The 18,865-nt window shown below is 71.7% G+C and carries 14 protein-coding genes and 1 riboswitch; of the genes, 5 read left to right on the top strand and 9 right to left on the bottom strand.

The features are described from left to right. Positions 1-117 precede the first annotated feature (117 nt). Positions 118-954, bottom strand: coding sequence for a hypothetical protein (locus ACIBJE_RS31410; RefSeq protein WP_396753906.1), 837 nt, complete (start codon positions 952-954; stop codon positions 118-120). A 510-nt stretch (positions 955-1,464) separates the two neighbouring features. Here ACIBJE_RS31410 and ACIBJE_RS31405 point away from each other — a divergent pair. From ACIBJE_RS31405 to ACIBJE_RS31395, 3 genes are all read left to right on the top strand, one after another. Then, the gene (locus ACIBJE_RS31405) at positions 1,465-2,901 is read left to right on the top strand and encodes a family 43 glycosylhydrolase (protein WP_396753905.1); all 1,437 of its coding nucleotides are present in this window, start codon (positions 1,465-1,467) and stop codon (positions 2,899-2,901) included. 20 nt (positions 2,902-2,921) lie between these two features. Continuing rightward, on the top strand, positions 2,922-4,403 hold the full coding sequence (locus ACIBJE_RS31400; RefSeq protein WP_396753904.1) for a family 43 glycosylhydrolase: 1,482 nt from the start codon (positions 2,922-2,924) through the stop codon (positions 4,401-4,403). 679 nt (positions 4,404-5,082) lie between these two features. Then, a complete protein-coding gene (locus tag ACIBJE_RS31395) occupies positions 5,083-6,072 on the top strand; it encodes a hypothetical protein (protein WP_396753903.1) in 990 nt (329 codons plus the stop codon). A 246-nt stretch (positions 6,073-6,318) separates the two neighbouring features. On the opposite strand, the gene ACIBJE_RS31390 is transcribed toward ACIBJE_RS31395, so the two are convergent. From ACIBJE_RS31390 to ACIBJE_RS31365, 6 genes are all read right to left on the bottom strand, one after another. Further along, positions 6,319-7,593 carry an aminotransferase class V-fold PLP-dependent enzyme gene (locus ACIBJE_RS31390; RefSeq protein ID WP_396753902.1) on the bottom strand — a complete coding sequence of 425 codons (1,275 nt, stop codon included), beginning with the start codon at positions 7,591-7,593 and terminating at the stop codon, positions 6,319-6,321. 45 nt (positions 7,594-7,638) lie between these two features. Further along, positions 7,639-7,759, bottom strand: a riboswitch (SAM riboswitch). 165 nt (positions 7,760-7,924) lie between these two features. Then, positions 7,925-8,881: a sulfite exporter TauE/SafE family protein gene (locus ACIBJE_RS31385; RefSeq protein WP_396753901.1), complete on the bottom strand. Its 957-nt coding sequence runs from the start codon at positions 8,879-8,881 to the stop codon at positions 7,925-7,927. A gap of 413 nt (positions 8,882-9,294) precedes the next feature. Further along, positions 9,295-9,990, bottom strand: coding sequence for a class I SAM-dependent methyltransferase (locus ACIBJE_RS31380; protein WP_396753900.1), 696 nt, complete (start codon positions 9,988-9,990; stop codon positions 9,295-9,297). A 23-nt stretch (positions 9,991-10,013) separates the two neighbouring features. Next, complete coding sequence (locus tag ACIBJE_RS31375; protein WP_396753899.1) at positions 10,014-10,772, bottom strand: ABC transporter ATP-binding protein; 759 nt, start codon at positions 10,770-10,772, stop codon at positions 10,014-10,016. Continuing rightward, complete coding sequence (locus ACIBJE_RS31370; RefSeq protein ID WP_396753898.1) at positions 10,769-11,752, bottom strand: ABC transporter substrate-binding protein; 984 nt, start codon at positions 11,750-11,752, stop codon at positions 10,769-10,771. Before ACIBJE_RS31370 ends, ACIBJE_RS31375 begins: the two co-directional genes overlap by 4 nt. 25 nt (positions 11,753-11,777) lie before the next feature. Beyond that, entirely contained in the window at positions 11,778-12,863 is a 1,086-nt protein-coding gene (locus tag ACIBJE_RS31365; RefSeq protein WP_396753897.1) for a FecCD family ABC transporter permease, read from the bottom strand. 298 nt (positions 12,864-13,161) lie between these two features. Between ACIBJE_RS31365 and ACIBJE_RS31360 the strand changes: the two genes are divergently transcribed. Both ACIBJE_RS31360 and ACIBJE_RS31355 read left to right on the top strand, forming a co-directional pair. Continuing rightward, on the top strand, positions 13,162-13,605 hold the full coding sequence (locus ACIBJE_RS31360; RefSeq protein WP_396753896.1) for a hypothetical protein: 444 nt from the start codon (positions 13,162-13,164) through the stop codon (positions 13,603-13,605). Between the two features lie 95 nt (positions 13,606-13,700). Next, a complete protein-coding gene (locus ACIBJE_RS31355; protein WP_396753895.1) occupies positions 13,701-15,740 on the top strand; it encodes a tetratricopeptide repeat protein in 2,040 nt (679 codons plus the stop codon). A gap of 176 nt (positions 15,741-15,916) precedes the next feature. Here the strand turns inward: ACIBJE_RS31355 and ACIBJE_RS31350 are convergent, their stop codons facing one another. Together ACIBJE_RS31350 and ACIBJE_RS31345 are read right to left on the bottom strand one after the other, a co-directional pair. Then, positions 15,917-17,731, bottom strand: a complete 1,815-nt coding sequence (locus tag ACIBJE_RS31350; protein WP_396753894.1) for a putative bifunctional diguanylate cyclase/phosphodiesterase — start codon at positions 17,729-17,731, stop codon at positions 15,917-15,919. Next, on the bottom strand, positions 17,728-18,534 hold the full coding sequence (locus ACIBJE_RS31345; protein ID WP_396753893.1) for an SAM-dependent methyltransferase: 807 nt from the start codon (positions 18,532-18,534) through the stop codon (positions 17,728-17,730). Before ACIBJE_RS31345 ends, ACIBJE_RS31350 begins: the two co-directional genes overlap by 4 nt. Positions 18,535-18,865 lie beyond the last annotated feature (331 nt).

Below are 18,865 nucleotides of genomic sequence, written 5' to 3'. Positions count from 1 at the left end.
GCGGGGGGGGGGGGGGGGGGGCCCCCCCCCCCCCCCCGGGGGGGCGCCCCCCCCCCGCCCCCCCCCCCCCCCCCCCCGGGGGGGCCCCCCCGGGACCGGGCGGGCGGCGGCCCGACGTCAGGGCCGCGACCCGGCCGGCCCCGCCGGTGCGACGCCTGTCGGCCGGTGCGTACCGGTCAGGCCGGCGACGAGAAGCAGGTACGCGGTCAGTTCCACCGCCGCCGTGAGTGCCGGGACGGGTTGCGGCATCGACAGGCCGGGCGTGATGGCCTGCCAGGCGAACGAGACGACGTACCCGTCCGCGTCCACGGGCAGCGGCACCGCGCCGATGCTCGCGTCCAGGTGCGGCAACGCGACCACGGCCAGCAGCACCGCGCCTGCCGAGGCGAGCCACCGGCCGCGCCCGGCCAGTGCCGTGGCGAGCGCCAGCGCGGTCAGCCCGAGCGCCACCGGCGGCAGCACGGCCAGACTCGCGGCGATCACTGCGTCGCTCGCGTCGACGCCGTTCGCGTACGGCCGCTGGTCGGCCCGCGTGGTGTGCCAGACGTCGACGACCCGGACGATCGCGTACCCGGTGAGCAGCGTGGCGGCCCCCACCCCCACCGCCACCGCCACCGTCCGCCGCCACCAGCCGGCGCGGTGCCGGACCGCGAGCAGGACCACCACCGCGGTCGACGACGCCCAGCAGAGCGTGAGTCCCGACTCGAAGCCAGCCCAGGTGTCGACGTCGGTGGGGCCCGGCCGGAGGATCTGCCAGCCGTGGGGTCCGGTGTCTGGGTCGGCCGGCATCGTCCGGACTGCGTCGACGAACAGCGCCGTCAGGGCCGACGGCACCGCCCAGCGGGGATTCGGCAGCCCGCTGACCACGGCGTAGGCAAGGAGCAGAGCCAGGCTCAGCACCTCGGCGTACCGCCAGACCGGATCGGCCACCAGGATGCCCGTGGCATGCGCCACGGCGCACACCGCCACCGCAGTCAGAAGAGGTTTCCCCGAACGCACGGGCCGCATCCTGTCATGGTGTTTCCCCGACCGCCGCATCGTGCCGGCCACGACGGAGGCCGCCGGCAGAGCGACACGACGCTCTGGTCAACGGGCATTCGCCGATCGACGATTGATTGTTCATGTTGTCGCTCACATGACCACGAACGAGTGGGAAACCAGGCCCAGGTTCACCTTTTGCCGGCTAGGCCGGCATGACGATGACTTGCCCGCCGCCTTGACACCTCAGCAATGTTAACGCGAACATAGACACTCCTAGTTGTCTTGAGTGGATGATCTGCTGAAGGCGGGGGCGCGTTCACCACCCGTGCGGCCCTCCCGGCTGGCAGCCGGCTGCCGGTCGTCCACGGTCGCGACGGGCCGGTCCGGACCGTCGCCCGTCCCAGAAGGACCGCCATGGCCTCGCCCGCTCCCCCGCCACGACAGTCGTCCATTCGACGCCACGTCGCCCTCCTCGTTCTCGTCGTGACCGTCGCGGCCACCGGCGTGGCCGTCTCCACCCGCTCCGCGTCGGCGGCCGTGGTGGACACCTCGGCCTGGTACGTACTGACCGCCCGGCACAGCGGCAAGGCCCTGGAGGTGTACGACCGCGCGACCACCGACGGCGCACGGATCGCCCAGTGGTCCCGCAACGACGGGGCCTGGCAGCAGTGGCAGTTCGTCGACTCCGGCGGCGGCTGGTACCGACTGCGCGCCCGGCACAGCGGCAAGGTCCTCGACGTCCGGGACTCCGCCACCGCCGACGGTGCCGAGGTCGTCCAGTGGGCCGACCGCAACGCCGCCAACCAGCACTTCCGGCTCGCCGACTCGGCGGGCGGCCACGTCCGGCTGATCAACCGCAACAGTGGCAAGGCCCTCGACGTCTGGGAGCACTCCACCGCCGACGGCGCGCGGGTCAGCCAGTTCACCGACCTCGACGGCGCCAACCAGCAGTGGCAGCTCACCCGCGTGGCGGGCGGTACGCCCACGACGCCGCCGGTCACCCCGGCCCCCACCGGAACACCCACCACGCCGCCGGCGGCGTATCCCCCGCCGGGCCGGGTCACCGGCGACGTCGGCGTGCACGACCCCGCCATCGTGCGCCGTCCCGGCGGCGGTTACCTGCTGGCGCACACCGGCGACAACATCGCGCTGAAGACCTCCGCCGACCGGACCGCGTTCCGTAACGCCGGAGTGGTGTTCCCCGGGGGGGCGCCCTGGACCACCACGTACACCGAGGGCAGCCGCAGCCTGTGGGCACCGGACCTGTCGTACCACAACGGTCGATACTGGCTGTACTACTCGGCATCGACGTTCGAGTCGAACCGGTCGGCGATCTTCCTGGCGACGAGCCCGACCGGGGAGTCCGGCACCTGGACCGACCAGGGCCTGGTGATCGATTCCCGCACCTCGGACAACTTCAACGCCATCGACCCCAACCTCGTCGTGGACGCGGCCGGCCGGTGGTGGCTGAGCTTCGGCTCGTTCTGGTCGGGCATCAAGATGATCGCGCTGAACCCGAACACCGGTAAGCGGGCCGACGGCGCCCTGCACGCCATCGCCGGACGCGGCGGCGGAGCCATCGAGGCACCGGTCATCGTCCAGCGCGGCTCGTACTACTACCTGTGGGTGTCGTTCGACCGCTGCTGCCAGGGAGCGTCGAGCACGTACCGGATCATGGTGGGCCGGTCCACCAGCGTCACCGGGCCGTACCTGGACCGCAACGGCACGCCGATGAACTCCGGTGGCGGCACCCAGGTGCTGGCCGGGCACGGCAGCATCCACGGTCCGGGTCACCAGGCGGTCCTGGCCGACACCGGCGGTGACGCCCTTGTCTACCACTACTACGCCGACAACGGCGCCGCCCTGCTCGGCATCAACCTCGTCGGCTACGACCCGGCCGGCTGGCCGTTCGTCTACTGAGTCCGAAGGGAAGCTTCCTCATGCGCAAGCGCCAACTTCGCGGCGTCCTGGCCGCCGGGGTGGTCACCGTGCTCACCGCCGTGGGTACCACCGTCGTGATGCCCGGGGCCTCGGCCGCCACGGTGCAGCCGGACATCCCGTACGTCCTGGTCAACCGGCACAGCGGCAAGGCCCTCGACGTCTACAACCTGGCCACGGGCGACGGCGCCGCGATCAACCAGTACACCCGTAACGACGGCGCCTGGCAGCAGTGGCGGTTCCTCGACTCCGGCGGCGGCTGGTACCGGGTGCAGTCCGTGCACAGCGGCAAGGTGCTCGACCTGCCCACCGCCGACGACGGCATCCAGCTCGTGCAGAACACCGACCGCAACGACGCCCGGCAGCAGTTCCGACTCGCCGACTCCGCCGGCGGACACGTCCGGTTGGTCAACCGCAACAGCGGCAAGGCCCTCGACGTCTGGGAGTGGTCCACCGCCGACGGCGCACGGGTCTCGCAGTACCAGGATCTCGACGGCGCCAACCAGCAGTGGCAGTTCGTCGCCCTCGGGTCCGCGCCGGGCACCTTCACCAACCCGATCAAGCGCAACGGCCCGGATCCGTGGTTGCAGTACCACAACGGCTACTACCACCTGGCCACCACGACCTGGAACTCCACCATCACGATGCGACGCTCACGGACCCTCGCCGGGCTCGCCACGGCCCCCGAGCAGGTGATCTTCAACCTGGCCGGCCGCCCCAACGGCTGCTGCAACATGTGGGCGCCGGAGTTCCACCTGCTCGACGGCCCCAACGGCCCGCGCTGGTACTTCTACTACACCGCCGGGCAGAACGTCCCGGACTTCAACCCCACGCAGCGGCTGCACGTGCTGGAGTCCGCCGGCACCGACCCAATGGGTCCGTACACGTTCAAGGCCGACCTGGGTAGCGACTGGCAACTCGACGCCAGCGTCCTCAAGGTCGGCGGCCGGCTCTACCTGATGGGCACCTACGGTGGCGACGGGGCCGGGCAGAGCAACTTCATCCAGCGGCTGACCAACCCCTGGACGCTCAGCGGGTCGCGGGCCCGGCTCAGCTCGCCCACCCTCTCCTGGGAGCGACAGACCGGCGCGGTCAACGAGGGTCCCGAACCGCTGTACCACAACGGCAGGGTCATGGTGGTCTACTCGGCCTCGGCGTGCTGGGGCCCGGACTACAAGCTCGGCCTGCTCACGCTGACCGGCACCGACCCGATGAACCCGGCGCACTGGACCAAGAAGTCGACGCCGGTCTTCGAGCGCAACGACGCGAACGGCGTTTTCGCCCCCGGGCACAACGGCTTCTTCACGTCGCCCGACGGCACCGAGAACTGGATCGTCTACCACGCCAACGACTCCGCCGGCGGCGGCTGCGACATGAACCGCTCCACCCGCGCCCAGAAGTTCACCTGGAACGCCGACGGCACCCCCAACTTCGGCACTCCCGTCCGGCTCGGCGTCACGCTGACCGCGCCGTCCGGCGAGTGACCGGCCGACGACGAGGAATCACCAAGGTCTCCCGACGAACCGTCCTGTCCGCCAGCCTGGCGGCGGCCGGCGCGAGCGTGCTCGGTGCCAGCGGACGCGCCCTCGCCGCCCCCACCTACGCCGGCTACCGTCAATGGGGAGCTGTACCCGTGGCGGTCGGGCGACGTCGGCAGCGACAGCTGGAGCCCGCTGCCCAAGGCCCGGTACAGCCAGCCGCTGAACGCCAAACACCCCACCGTCGCCCCGATCACGGCCACCGAACACAGGACGCCACATTCCAGCTCGGGTACTGAGACGCGTGCCCCGGCCCGGTGACCGGACCGGGCGCGCGTCGCACAGCACACGTTCAGGCCGGAGCCGAATCGCGGTTGCGCGGCACGTCCATACTCGACACGTGGAGCCCGAGGCGCACCTGACGATCGAGCTTGGGCCGGGTGACGCCGGCGCCGAGACCATGAAGACCGTCCTCCTTCCCTGGTCCGGACACACGGTGACGATCCGAGTTCCGGCCGGGACCGGCGACGGCTCGCTGCTGCGGCTGGCCGGTCTGGGACCGGTGGGAGCTGACGGATCACCTCAGGACGTGTACGTCCGGGTCCGGGTGAACGTGACGCCAGCGCAGTTCGGGCCCCCGCCACAGTTCGGACCCCAGCCCGGTTCGCCGCCGTACGGTCCGCCGGTGCCCGCCCCGGTCCAGCCGGCGCGACGCAGGACGGTGCTCGTCGTTGCCGCCGTGACGGTCGTGGCGGTGCTGGCCTGCTGCGGGCTGCCGCTGGCGTTCTTCCTCGACGGCGACGACGAGGACGGCGCACCGGTCGCCGGAGTCCGCTCCACAGCACCGTCGGTCGCGCCGTCCCCGAGCGTCGCGCCCGTGACCCCGGACCAGTACCAGACGGTGCTGACCAGCACCGACCAGGCGTTGAACGCGGGCTTCCGCACCCTCGCCGCCGCCAAGAGCCCCACGGCGGTGCGTACTGCGACGTCCGGGCTGGCGACGACCGCCGGCACCCAGCGCCGGGCGTTGGCCGAGATGGTGCCGCCGGCGAGCGTGGCGACCGCCCACGACACCCTGGTCGAGGCGTTGGACGATCTGGCCGCCGCCCTGACCGGCACCGGCTCCGCCACGTCGGGGCAGGCCTGCCTCGGGCCGGCGGCGGTCGCGCGGGTCAGCCGGGAGAGGGCCGCCGACCAACTCCGCGCCGCTGCCAAGGCGCTGGCGACCGCCGACCCCACCCGGGCCTACCAGGTCGGTTCCTTCCTCCCGAAGAAGACCAAGGACGGTAACCGGCGGCTGAGTAACGGCTCCTACGTCAAGCGGACCAAGGGCGGCCTCGGCCAATTGAAGATCGAAAATGGTGGCGCCGACGCGGTGATCAGCATCGCCCGGGGCAAGACAGCGGTCACCCGGGTCTACGTCCGCGGCAAGAGCACCTTCACGGTGCGCGGTGTCCGGGACGGGACCTACCAGATCTTCATGACCAGCGGCAAGGACTGGGACGCCAGGAGCAAGGCGTTCAGCCGGGACTGCGACTTCGAGAAGTTCGACGACCCGCTCACGTTCCGTACCACCTCGCGGACGTACACCGGTTGGACGGTCTCCCTCACCCCTGTGGTGGGCGGCAACGCCAGCACCAGCAGCGTCGACCCGGACCAGTTCCCCGGCGGTTGACGGCCCGGCTACCGCACTGCTGGTCTCCTTCGGCACGGCCGACAACCACCAGGTTGCGGCGGGCTGCGGCACGCGGCGGACGCGGTGGAGACGTTCCTCGCCGAGCGCTGACCCGCATACCGGGACCGCCCGGTCGGAGACGTTCCGACCGGGCGGTCCTCTGCACGATCACGCCCTCGGCGGTGGTCGCCCCAGCGGCCGGAGGGCTCGCTCGCCGATCCTCCGTTCCGGGTGCCCTGGGTCGGGTCAGCCGAGCGCGGCGAGGGCGGCGAGCAGGCGGTCCACGTCGTCGTCGGTGCTGCCCAGTCCGAGGCTGGCCCGCAGGGCGGTGGGCGGCAGGTCGCGGTGCCCACTACGTGCGGCGGCCTCGGCGAGCAGCCGCCGGGCCAACGGGTGGGCGCAGAACAGCCCGTCGCGTACTCCGATCCGGTGCTCGGTGGCGAGGGTCGCCGCCACGTCGGCGGAGTCCCGGCCGGCGACCACGAAGGAGACGATGCCGACCCGGTCGGCCGTGGGACCGAAGATCCGCAACTCGACGATATGCGGGAGCGCCGCGAGACCGGTGCGTAAGCGGGTCAGCAGCGCCTGCTCCCGGGCGTGCAGGGCGACGCGGTCCGTGGCGTCGAGCGCGGCACAGACCGCCGCCAGGGCCACCGCGCCGAGCAGGTTCGGGGTGCCGGCCTCGTGCCGGCCGGGGCCGGTGGTCCAGCGCACGTCGTGGGTCGCCGTCCCGACGTGCTCGGTGGCCCCGCCGCCGGCCAGGTACGGCGGTGCGGCGTCCAGCCAGTCCGCCCGTCCGACGAGCACGCCGGTGCCGAACGGGGCGTACAGCTTGTGTCCGGACGCGGCGAGGTAGTCCACGTCGAGCGCGGCCAGGTCGACGGGGGCGTGCGGTGCCAGTTGGGCGGCGTCCAGCACGACCCGGGCGCCGTGCCGGTGGGCCACCCGGGCGAGCTCCGCGACCGGCCAGCACTCCCCGGTGACGTTGCTCGCGCCGGTCACCGCGACCAGGATCGGCGTGCTGGCGTCGGTCCCCCGCCGCAGTTCGCGCAGGGCGGCGGCGAGCGCGCGTACCGCCGCGTGCGGCGAGTCGGGCACCGGTAGCCGGAGGGTCCCGGCCGGCCAGGGCAGCAGGTTCGCGTGGTGTTCACCGGCGAACGTGACGACCTTGGTGTCGGCGGGGAGCGCGTGGGCGAGCAGGTTGAGCGCGTCCGTGGTGTTCCGGGTGAAGACGACGTGATCGTCGGGGCGGACGGAGAAGAAGTCACCCACGGTCTGCCGGGCCTGCTCGTAGGCGAGGGTGCAGCGCCGGGAGAGTGCGCCGGCGCCCCGGTGCACGCTGGCGTACCAGGGCAGCAGCTCGGCCACCGCGTCGGCGGCGGCGCGGGCGCAGGGTGCGGTGGCGGCGTAGTCGAGGTTGATCTCGCCGGGCACCCCGAGCACCTGGAGCGGCTGGTACGGCGGTCGTGGCGCCGGACGGGATCCGGCGCGGACGGGCAGGGGTACGAGGGCAGTGGTCATGCCAGACCTCCGGCATCCAGGGACCCCGGTACGGCAGGGGGACGGGGCCCGCGCTTGCCCAGCACCTGATCGTGCTGGACCGGGTCATCACCCGGGGCACCCCACCGCGAACCTCGACGAGGGTTGCCGGCCAGCAAGCCGGGGCTTGTCGCTGGCACTCATGACCTGAGCCGCAGCATAGCCTCGGGGCGGGGCCCGGCCAACCCGGGGAGGTGGGCCACCCGGCGGGCGGACGACACACCGCCGTCCCGACAATCGTTGGCCGGAAAGGCGATCAGCCCCGCCGTCGCCAGCGAGGCTGATCGCCTTTCTCCCGTGTCGGTGTCGCGGATCACACGGTGGGGGTGGCGCTCTTCTCGTTCGGCCCGTCGGCTGCCGCAGCGGCCTCGGTCTCGGTCTCGGCGACGATGCGGCGTTCCTCGTCCCGGTTGGCCCGGTACTGGCGGATGGAGTACGCCAGGGCGGCGGCCCAGACGACGTAGATGACGGCGTAGAAGGTGTAGCGGACACCGTCGGACGCGTCGATCCAGTCGCTGCGCAGCAGGGTGCGGACGTTGGTCAGGATGATGACTCCGCCGACGGCCGAGCCGAGCACGCGCGGCGGAATGTGCCGGACCAGCCAGGCCGCGATCGGCGCGGCGATGGTGCCGCCGATCAGCAGCACGGCGACCCAGGCGAAGTTCACGCCCTCGGAGCCGATGCCGACGATGAAGCCGACGCTCGCGGCGACGGCGACGAGGAACTCGCTGGTGTCGATCGATCCGATGGTCTTGCGCGGCTCCAGTCGACCGCTGGCCAGGATCGCCGGGGTGCCGACCGGACCCCAGCCGCCGCCACCGGTGGCGTCGACGAAACCGGCCACCACGCCCAGCGGGGCAAGGAAACGCTTGCGCAGCGGCTTGCCGAGGTTGCCCTTGGGCAGACCCATCGCGGTGAACCGGATCAGGATGTAGAGCCCCAGCGCGAGCAGGATGATCGACATCAACGGCGCGGCGGTCTCGGTCGACAGGTTCGACAGGAAGGTCGCGCCGGCGAACGCACCGAGCGCGCCAGGGATGCCGATCTTCCAGACGACCTTCCAGTCGACGTTCCCGAACCGCCAGTGCGAGGCGCCGGAGACGAGTGTGGTGCCGATCTCGGCAAGGTGAACGGTCGCCGACGCCGCTGCGGGGTTGGTGCCGATGGCCAGCAGCAGCGTCGTCGACGTGACGCCGTACGCCATGCCGAGACTGCCGTCGACGAGTTGGGCACCCAGGCCAACCAGGGCGAGGAGGATGAGTTTTCGCATGTCTACCGCCAGTCGTGAAGGGGTGGCAGGTCGACCGGACCTTGTCGTCCGCCGAGTCGTCCAGTCAGGGTTGGTGTGGTCGGCCAGTTCCGTGAGCGCCGTTCCCACGGCCTGTCACGACGCGGGCGGACAGGCGGCTACGCCTCGGGAGGCGATCTGCTCTGCCGGCGGTCCCCGCACGGTGCGCGGCGAACCGTTCGGCACGCGTCGACGTCCGCATCGCGTAGCTCCTCCGCCTGCCGATCGGGGCCAGACCGAGGGGACGTGGCGACCCACGCGACCCCTCGTTCCCCCACATTCCCCACTAGTTCGATGGAGAATACGATGTATGCCGGCCCGGCGACAACCCCCGTCCCCGGCATGCCGGTCCGGGGCGGTCGGCAAGGGTCTTCTGATGCTCGGCCGTTGCCGCCCTACCGCCGGCCGGTGATCAGGAACTGCATCTGGTGCTCGTGGTTCGGGGCGACCCCGAACCGTCGGTCCAGTTCGTAGATCGACGTCAGCTGGGTCACCGTGACCTGGGCCAGTCCAGCCGCTTCGAGGACCGCGACGGTCTGGTCGATGGACCGCGCGGCGGCCAGGGGCAGGACGGCCTGGACCTGGGGGTCGTAGTGGTCGGTGAAGTTCTCCGAGGCGTTGTCCAGGCCGTCGGGGAACCAGGTGCTGTCGACCACCGCGATCGTGCCACCCGGACGCAGCAGACGGACCCAGTTGGCCACGGCGACCTCCGGCTCGCGCAGGGTCCACATCAGGTACCGGCTGGTGACCGCGTCGAAACTGCCGGGCGGGAAGTCCGGGTGGACGGCGTCACCGCGCCGGATCACAGGGCCGTTCGGCATGCCGGCGGCGTGCTGGCGGGCTCGCGCCAGCATGCCCTCGGCGAGGTCGATGCCGGTGACGCGGTGGCCGAGACCGGCCAGGACCATGGCGACCTGCCCGCTGCCGGTGCCGACGTCGAGCACGTCCGACGGCGCCGGCGGCAGGGCACCCTTCCAGACCTCCGACCAGGCCTGCTGGTCGACGGCGAGACGGTCGGGACGCTGCTGGTACTCGTCGTAGCTCGGCGCGCGGTCGGTCCAGTAGGCGTTGATGCGGTCCTGCGCCGTCATGCGGCACTCCCTTCGTCGTCGGTCTACTCGACCGGCCGGAACAGCAGGTGGATGGCGCCGTCGAGTTCCAGGCGCCGGATCCCGATGCCGTAGACGGGCTGGAGGACCGCCGGATCCAGCACCTCGTCGGTGGTGCCTGCGGCGACGACCCCACCCCCACCCAGCAGCACCAGGTCGTCGCAGTAGCGGGCGGCGAGGTTGAGGTCGTGCAGCACGACGATCGAGCAGGTGTCCAGGGTGCGTACCAGGTGCAGGATCTCGTGCTGGTAACGGATGTCGAGGTGGTTGGTCGGCTCGTCGAGCAGCAGGTGGGTGGCCTGCTGGGCGAGAGCGCGGGCGATCAGCACCCGCTGACGCTCACCGCCGGAGAGCTGGCCGAACGGCCGTGGGCCGAGGTGGGCGGCGCCGACCCGGGTCAGGCACCGGGCGGCGATCTCGTAGTCGGCGCGGCCCGTGCGCTGGAACGTCGACAGGTGCGGCCCCCGGCCCAGCAGCACCAGCTCCGCCACGGTGAGCGCCGTCTCGCCGCCGGTCTCCTGCACGACCACGGCCAGCCGACGTGCGGCTTCCCGGGACGGCAGGGCGGACAGTTCGTCGCCGTCGACCGCGACCTGTCCGGTGCTGCTGCGCAACGCACCGTAGAGCAGCCGGAGCAGGGTCGTCTTGCCGCTTCCGTTCGGGCCGATCAGCCCGAGGACCCGGCCTGGCCTCGCCGTCACGCTGACCCTGTCGATCACGGCGTTCGCGCCGTAGCGCCAGGTGACCTCGGTCGCCTGGATCACGGGGTGCCCTGGAAACGCTGCACGATCCGTTCCAGGCCGTCGATCGACAGCGGGGTGGGCGGCTCGGTGAAGTTGAACAGCTGGGTCATGACGTTGCCGTTGCGGACGGCGTTGAGGTTCTGTGCACCGGGCAGGCCGGTCAGTCCGCGCTCGACCGCCGCGGGGTCGCCGTCGCCGTAGAGCAGGATCAGCACGTCCGGGTTGCGACCGAGCAGTTCCTCGATGGTGACCTCGAAGACCCGTTCCCGGACGTCGCCGAAGGCGTTGCGGAAGCCGGCCGCCTCCAGTTGCGGGTGGGCCATGCTGGCCGTTCCGTAGGCGTACGTGGTGCCGCCACCGACCGTCGGGTAGAGCACGGCAGCGGTGCGTCCGGACGACCGGTCCGCCTTCGCCTGGACGGTGGCCATCCGGTCCTTCAGGGCGGTGACCGCGGTGGTGGCCTCGGCCTCGCGACGGAACACCTTGCCGTAGGTCTGCATCTGGGAGTAGATGTCGTCGAAGGTCGGCACGGTCGTGCTGCCGGGGCACAGGGCGGGTTCCTCCAGCAGGGGGATGTCCACCGCGGAGAGGGTGTCGCGGGACAGGTTGTCCACCTGACCGAGGACCAGGTCCGGCTGTTGGCTGATCACCACCTCCTTGGAGATCTGCAGGTGGCCGCTGGTGTCTGTCCTGTCGGTCAGGAGCGGGATCCGGTCAAGCTCGGCGAGGGTCGCGGCGTCGTAGTACTCCTTCGGGTACTGCCCGGCTCGGGCGGTGACCCGGTCCATCACCCCGAGGCTGTGCAGGTACGGCACGGCCGCGCTCTTGAGCAGCACGACCCGCCGGGGCGCGGCGTCGAAGGTCACGTCCGCGCCGCAGTTGGTGACGGTGAGGGGGTACCCGTCGCCCGCCGCCGTCGGTTCGTCACCGCCCCCGCACGCGGCGGCGAGCAGCACCGTGGCGGACACGGCTGCGGTGACGGCCAGGCGGACACCCTGCATCGTTTCTCCTCGACGGATCAGGCGCTCACGCGCCGGTGGCGTACAGACGACGGATCAGGATCACCAGGAACGGCGCACCGAGCAGGGAGGTGATGATGCCGATCGGGATCTCCTGCGGGGCCAGCAGGACCCGGGCGATGACGTCGGCCCAGACCAGGAGGATGGCCCCGAGCAACGCGGCCACCGGCACCACCCGCACGTGCTGGCCGCCGACGATCCGCCGAGCCAGGTGGGGGACGACGAGCCCGACGAACCCGATGCTGCCGGCGGCGGAAACCAGCACGCCGACACTGAGCGAGACCACCACGAGCAGGCGCATCCGGAACCGGTCGGGTGACACGCCCAGGGTCTGCGCGGTCTCGTCACCGATGGCCAGCACGTCGAGGCGCCGTCCGGCGATCGTCAGGTAGACGATCGCGCCGCCCAGCACGACTGCGGTCACCAGGAGCAGGACGTTCCACCGGGCCAGTCCGAGGGACCCGAGGAGCCAGAACATCACCGATCGGGAGCCCTCGGCGGACCCCGAGGCGAAGATCAGGAAGCTGGTGGTGGCGTAGAGCGTGTATCCGACCGCGACCCCGGCCAGCAGCAACCGGATCGAGGTCACCCGTCCGCCGCTGCGCGCGATCAGGAAGACCAGCAGCGACGCCGCGAGCGCCCCGAGGAAGGCGCTGGTGGACAGGGCGTACTCACCGAAGCCGGCGCCGGCCCCGAACAGGATGGCCGCGGCGGCGCCGCTGGAGGCCCCGGAGTTGATGCCCAGCAGGTACGGGTCGGCGAGCACGTTTCGCACCATCGCCTGCAACGCCACGCCGCACACCGCCAGCCCGGCGCCGACGAGCACGCCGAGCAACACCCGGGGAAGTCGGACCTGCCAGACGATCGCCTCCTGGGGCATGGTCCAGGTCACCTCCCCGGGCACGCCGACGAGCTGATGGCCGATGATCCGGGCCACGGTCGTCGGGGCGATCCCGATCGCCCCGGAGCCGACCGCGACCACGCCGGTCAGGACCAGCCCGACCGTCAACGCGACCAGCCAGAGCCCGGTGCGGCGGCGCTGCGCCGCGACGCCGAGCAGGTCCTGCTGGTCTGTCAGCAGGGCGGTGGCCATCACACCGTACCCCCAAAGCGCGTCTCCATAGTTGTTGCAAATCCTTGGCAATAAGCTAGCAGCAAGATCGAGCGGGACGAAAGACCGTGAGTCACTGCTCACCCCCGTCGCGATGGGCGGACAGGACCAGCTGTCTCCTCCGTCGGGCGTTTGTCGGACCGGCCGACGGGGCCCGCAGCGTCGTCTGGCGCAGGCTGACCGGGGCCGGTCGTACTGGCCCTGATCCCGGTTCGCTGGCGCGATCCTCTTGGCGGCCGGTGACACAATCGCCAGGTGTCCTCAAGGGAGGGTGGTCGAGGTGACCGGTGTTGAGTTGATCGTCGCGGCGCTGGCGGCGGGTGCGGGTGCGGGTACCAGTGCCGCGGCGGTGGACGCCTATGTCGGACTGCGAGATGCGCTACGGCGTCGGCTGGCCGGTCGCGGTCCGGCCGAGCAGATCCTGCACGAGGACGCCGGCTCGACGGTGTGGGAGCAGCGCATCGCCGTGGAACTGGCCGACTCCGGGGCCGACCGGGACGAGCTGGTCCTGGCTGCCGCCAACCGCCTGCTCGACCTGGTGGACCCGGCAGGCTCCCGGGCAGGTGGGTATCCGGTGGACCTGCACGGGGCACGGGGTGTGCAGGTCGGGGACGGCACCCTGCATGTGGAGACCGCCTACGGGCCGACCGCGGCAACCATGACCGGCCCGGTCAGCGTCAGCTACGGACAATTGCCAGGCCCCCCGCCACGGCCGGAGGCGTAGCAGGGTCGTCCGCCTCCGGCAGCAGTCCCACCGACCCACCCGCACAGGTACGCGTCGGCGCCGCCTACGGTCCCGTGGGCCAGTTCCACGCCCCAGTGACGATCAACACGGGTCGGGAGGTGCGGTGGCCGCACCGCGTCGGGGTGGTTCCGGCGGTGGTCGACGGGTACCAGCACCGGCGGCACGTCGTCGACCTTGGGCAGACCGCTCCGGGTGGTGGAGCAGCGACGCACACCCAGGTGTTGTGCGGGTTGGGTGGGGTGGGCAAGACCCAGCTGGCCGCCGCCTATGCCGACCACGCGTCCTCACGGGGGCAGATCGACCTGCTGGTCTGGGTCACCGCCGCCACCCGGCACGGCGTCGTCGCCTCCTACGCGCAGGCCGCGTACGGAGTCCTCGACGCCGCCGACACGGAGGTGCAGAAGGCCGCGGTCCAGTTCCTGGCGTGGCTGGCGACGACCGACCGGCGCTGGCTGATCGTGCTCGACGACCTCCAGACCCCGGCCGACCTGAACGGCCTGTGGCCACCCGCCACGCCGACCGGCACGGTACTGGTGACCACCCGCCGCCGTGATGCCGCGCTCGCCGACGGCCGACGCCGGGTCCTCGATCTCGGCGTGTTCACCCCCGCCGAAGCGGCCGCATACCTTCGGCACAAGCTGCCCCACGAGCCCGTCGACCAACTCGAACAGCTCGCCGCCGACCTCGGCCACCTTCCGCTGGCGCTGGCTCAGGCCACCGCCTACCTCACCGACCGGGGACTGGACTGCACCGGTTACCGGGTCCGCCTCACCGATCGTCGACGGGCTCTCGCCCAACTGTTGCCCGAGCCCGAAGCGCTGCCCGACGAGCACCGGGCGACGGTCGCCGCGACCTGGTGGTTGTCGATCGTCGCCGCCGACCGGCTCCAGCCACGCGGGCTGGCTCGACCCCTGTTGGACCTGGCGGCGCTTCTGGACCCCAACGGGATTCCCGTCCACCTGTTCACCAGTCCGGCGGTCACCGACCACCTCGGCAGTCTCGACCGCGGCGACGACGCTGCTCCGATCGACCAGGACGCCGTCGCCGACGCCCTGCGTAACCTGCACCGCCTCAGTCTCGTCACGCACAGCGGGGGCCACCTTCGGGTGCACGCCCTCGTCCAACGGGCCACCCGGGACCGACTCGCCCCGGAACAGCTCGACACCGCCGCCCGCATCGCCGCCGACGCGCTGCTGCAGATCTGGCCGGTCCCGGAACGGGACTCCTCCACCAGCCACCAGTCCCTGTACGCGAACACCGCGGCGCTGTACGGTCACCGCCGCCGTGCCCTGCTCGTTCCCCAGGTTCACGCGGTGCTGTCCCGGGCGGGCCGTAGTCTCGGCGACACCGGCCATCCCGCCGACGCCGTGGCCTTCTTCACCGGTCTCCACACCGACTGCCTACGAGTGCTCGGCCCGGATCACCCGCACACCCTGACCACTCTGCACGACGTCGCGCAGTGGCGGGGTGAGGCCGGTGACCCGGCCGGCGCGGTGGAGACCTTCCGGCAGGTCCTGGCCGACCGGTCACGGGTACTGGGCCCCGACCACCCCGACACCCTGATGGCCCGCAACAACCTGGCCTACAGCCAGGGCCGCGCCGGCGACCCCGCCGGCGCGGTCGAGGCCTTCCGGCAGGTCCTGGCCGACCGGTCACGGGTACTGGGCCCCGACCACCCCGACACCCTGATGACCCGCAACAACCTGGCCTACTGGCGGGGACACGCCGGCGACCCCGCCGGCGCGGTGGAAGCACTCCGGCAGGTGCTGGCCGACCGGCTGCGGGTGCTCGGCCCCGAGCATCGCCATACGCTGAGCACCAGCAGCAACGTGGCCTACTGGCGGGGACAGGCCGGCGACCCCGCCGGCGCGGTGGAAGCACTCCAGCGGGTGCTCGCCGACTACCTGCGCGTGCTCGGCCCGGACCATCCGCACACCCTGACCACCCGGCGCAACATGGCCTACTGGCAGGGCGAGTCCGGTGACCGCGCCGGCGCCATCGAGGCGACCGAGCACGTGCTCGCTGACCAGCTCCGAGTGCTCGGCCCGGGCCACCCCGACACTCTCACCACCCGCAGGAACCTCGCCAGGTGGCGGGACATCGGTGCCGGCTGACAAACCGTGACTGCGCGAGATCCACGACCACGTGAGGAGCCACCCGTACGCTCGGCCGTTCTGAAGCCCGATCGGACATCATTGTCGGCCACCCGGCGGGCGGAGGGCGTCGACCGGGTAGCCGGTCGGGTCGCTGGCATCTCGGCACCACCGGACCACTGGGTCCGGCCCGGGTCCTACGTGGTGAGCATCGGGTGGGTCTGCGCCACGATGCTGTCGGTGATCGCGCTGGGCGGCACCGGTCGACCGAAGTGCCATCCCTGCCCGTTGTCGCAGCCGGTGGCGGCGAGACGGTGGGCCTGCTCGGCGGTTTCGATACCTTCGGCCGTCACGGTGAGGCCGAGCTTGTGGCCGAGCGACACGACGGTGGTGAGGAAATCGTCATCCGTGGTGGGACGATACGTGGACGCTTGCCGGAACGCCGGTGCCGACGGACGGGTCAGGCTGGCGTCGAGTTTGAGGCCGTGTAGTGGTAGGGCGCGGAGGTTGGCCAGGTTCGCGTAGCCGACGCCGAAGTCGTCGATGACGAGTCGGACGCCGAGTTTCATCAGTGCGGTCAGCGTGTCCGCCACGGCCCCGGACAGTTCGATCACGGCCTGCTCGGTGACCTCGAGGTGGAGCAGACCCGGCGGCAGGCCGGTCCGGTCGAGGACCTGTGAGACCGTCCCGGCCATGCCGCCCTGTTGGAGCTGGCGCACCGACACGTTCACGCTGACGTAGAGTCCGGGCTGGAGACGTTGCCAGCGGCTGGCCTGACGGCATGCCTGTTCGAGCAACTGGGCGCCGAGGGGCACGACCAGGCCGGTGCGTTCGGCGGGCTCGATGAACCGTGCGGCGCTCAGGAGGCCGAGCCGGGGGTGGTGCCAGCGGGCCAGGGCTTCGACCCCGGTCAGCCGCCCCGACCGGAGATCGACGATGGGCTGGTAGGCGAGGGTGAACTCGCCCCGCCGCAGCGCCGCCGGCATGGCCGCCGACAGCCGGTACCGCGTGGCGTCGGCGTCGCTGCGCTCCCGGTCGAACTGACGCCAGGTTGCCTTTCCGTCCGCCTTGGCCCAGTGCAGCGCGATCTCGCTGGCGCGCATCAACGGTGCGGCGTCGCCGTCGTGGACCGCTCCCTCGGCGACCCCGGCACTCGCCGTCAACGGCACCTCGGTGCCCGCGACGTGGAACGGGACGGCCAACGCGGCGAGCGCCCGGTCAGCGATCTTGACGGTGTCCTCGGCGCAGGTGGTGCCGACGACCAGGATCGCGAACCGGTCGCTGTCCAGCCGGGCCACCAGGTCGATCCGCCGGTCGCTGATCGCGCCGAGCCGACCGGCGACGTCGCGGAGCAGCAGGTCACCCACCTCGTGCCCGAGCACGTCGTTGACCGCCGCGAAGTCGTCGATGTCGAGGCAGCAGATCCCGGCCCGGGCGACCGGCGCACCGGCGGCGGACAGGCTGCCCAGCCGCTCGGTGAACAGGGTCAGGTTGGGCAGTCCGGTCAACTGGTCGTGGGTGGCGAAGCGACGGAACCGGGCCTCGCTGACCCGCAACGCCTCCTCGGCCCGGGTGTGTGCGGCCAGCGCGGCCAGCCGAACCAGGTCCTGGGCCCGCAAGCTTCGGTCGTGCGCGGCCGACGCGAAACCGACCGCGAGTTCGGCCAGTAGCCCGGTCAGCCGAGCGTCGAGCGCGGGGTCCACCGGCATTCGCAGCTCGGTGAGCAGCCGCGAGCCGATGATCGCGATGGTCCGACCAAGCGCCTCCGGTGACCCGAAACCCGCCGCCACCAGATCGGCGCCGATCCGCTGGCCGCTGCCGGGATCAGGCGGTTCGGTGAGGACACCGGCGACCAGTCGTTCCGTCAGCCCGGTGACGATCCGACGCCGCTCCTCAGCGCTGATCGGCACGTAGTGGGCCCGGTGCAACGCCGCGGCCCACACCCTGGCGAACTCCTCGACACCCTGCCGGCGCCGGTCGTCGGCCCCGTGGGTATCGGGCCGATCGCTCACCCGCGGCGTCCGACTCCGACGTAGAAGCTCATCCGCTCGGGATGCTCCCCGACGTCGTCCGGAGTCTCGGGACGCCACAGCGGTGACCAGACCACACCGGGTTCCACCAGTTCGAGGCCGGAGAAGAAGTTCTCCACCTGGGACCGGGTGCGGGCGGTGACCGGCGTGCTCGTCCGACCACTCAGCCGGGCGCCCTCTCCCATCTCGTCAGGTCGGCTGTCGGTGGTGACATGGCTGATCGCCACGCAGCTGCCCGGAGCCAGCGCCGTCCACAGTCGCTTGACCAGTCCATACGGATCGTCCTCGTCGGGAACCGCGTGCACGACCGACACGAGCAGCAGCCCGACCGGCCGGTCGAGGTCCAACAGCCGGCGGGTGTCCGGATGGCCGAGGATGGCCTCCGGATGGCGCAGGTCCTCGAGAAGTGCGACGGCGTTCGGTTGGCCCGCGAGGATCTGGGTGCTGTGCGCCACCGCCACCGGGTCGATGTCCACATAGACCACGCGGGCGTCCGGATCCATCTGCTGGGCGATCTCGTGCACGTTGCCGACCGTCGGAATACCCGATCCGATGTCCAGGAACTGCCGGATCCCCTGGTCGAGCATGAACCGCACCGCCCGGTGCAGAAACTCACGGTTCGCCCGCGCCACCAGACGAAGGTCCGGCACCGCCGCGAGTGCCTGGCGGGCGAACTCCCGGTCGACCTCGAAGTTGTGCGAGCCGCCCAGCCAGTAGTCGTAGGCCCGGGCGACACTCGGCCGGCTGAGATCAACGTCTTCTGGTGCCCACTCCGGCCGTTCCATTGTCGCCCTTCCTCGCCGAGACGGTGACGTATCCGCTGCCACCGCTACGATTGCGGTGCGATCGCTACGATGGGAATCTTTCGGTCGATGACCCGCACCGGGATCGCGAAAGGTTAATAGTAACGAACCCTGCTCTTCTTCGCGATCACGGCCGCGCCCCCGCCCGGGGCCCCGCAGGCCAGCGCCCATAAGGGGCACCGACGGCCCGTCGGCCAGGTGTGACGGCCGGTCCGGTCGGCGGGGAATGGTGGTGGGGGCGGGTCGGTTGTATCCCCCGTGCGGCCGTGACCCGCTGTTGGTGAGCGTGCGGGTGGGTCGGGTGGCCCCGGGA

Source organism: Micromonospora sp. NPDC050187, assembly GCF_044459745.1.
In the GTDB taxonomy this organism is placed as follows: domain Bacteria; phylum Actinomycetota; class Actinomycetes; order Mycobacteriales; family Micromonosporaceae; genus Micromonospora.
Note: the sequence above shows the minus strand (reverse complement) of the source record. Positions and strands in the feature narration are given on the sequence as shown.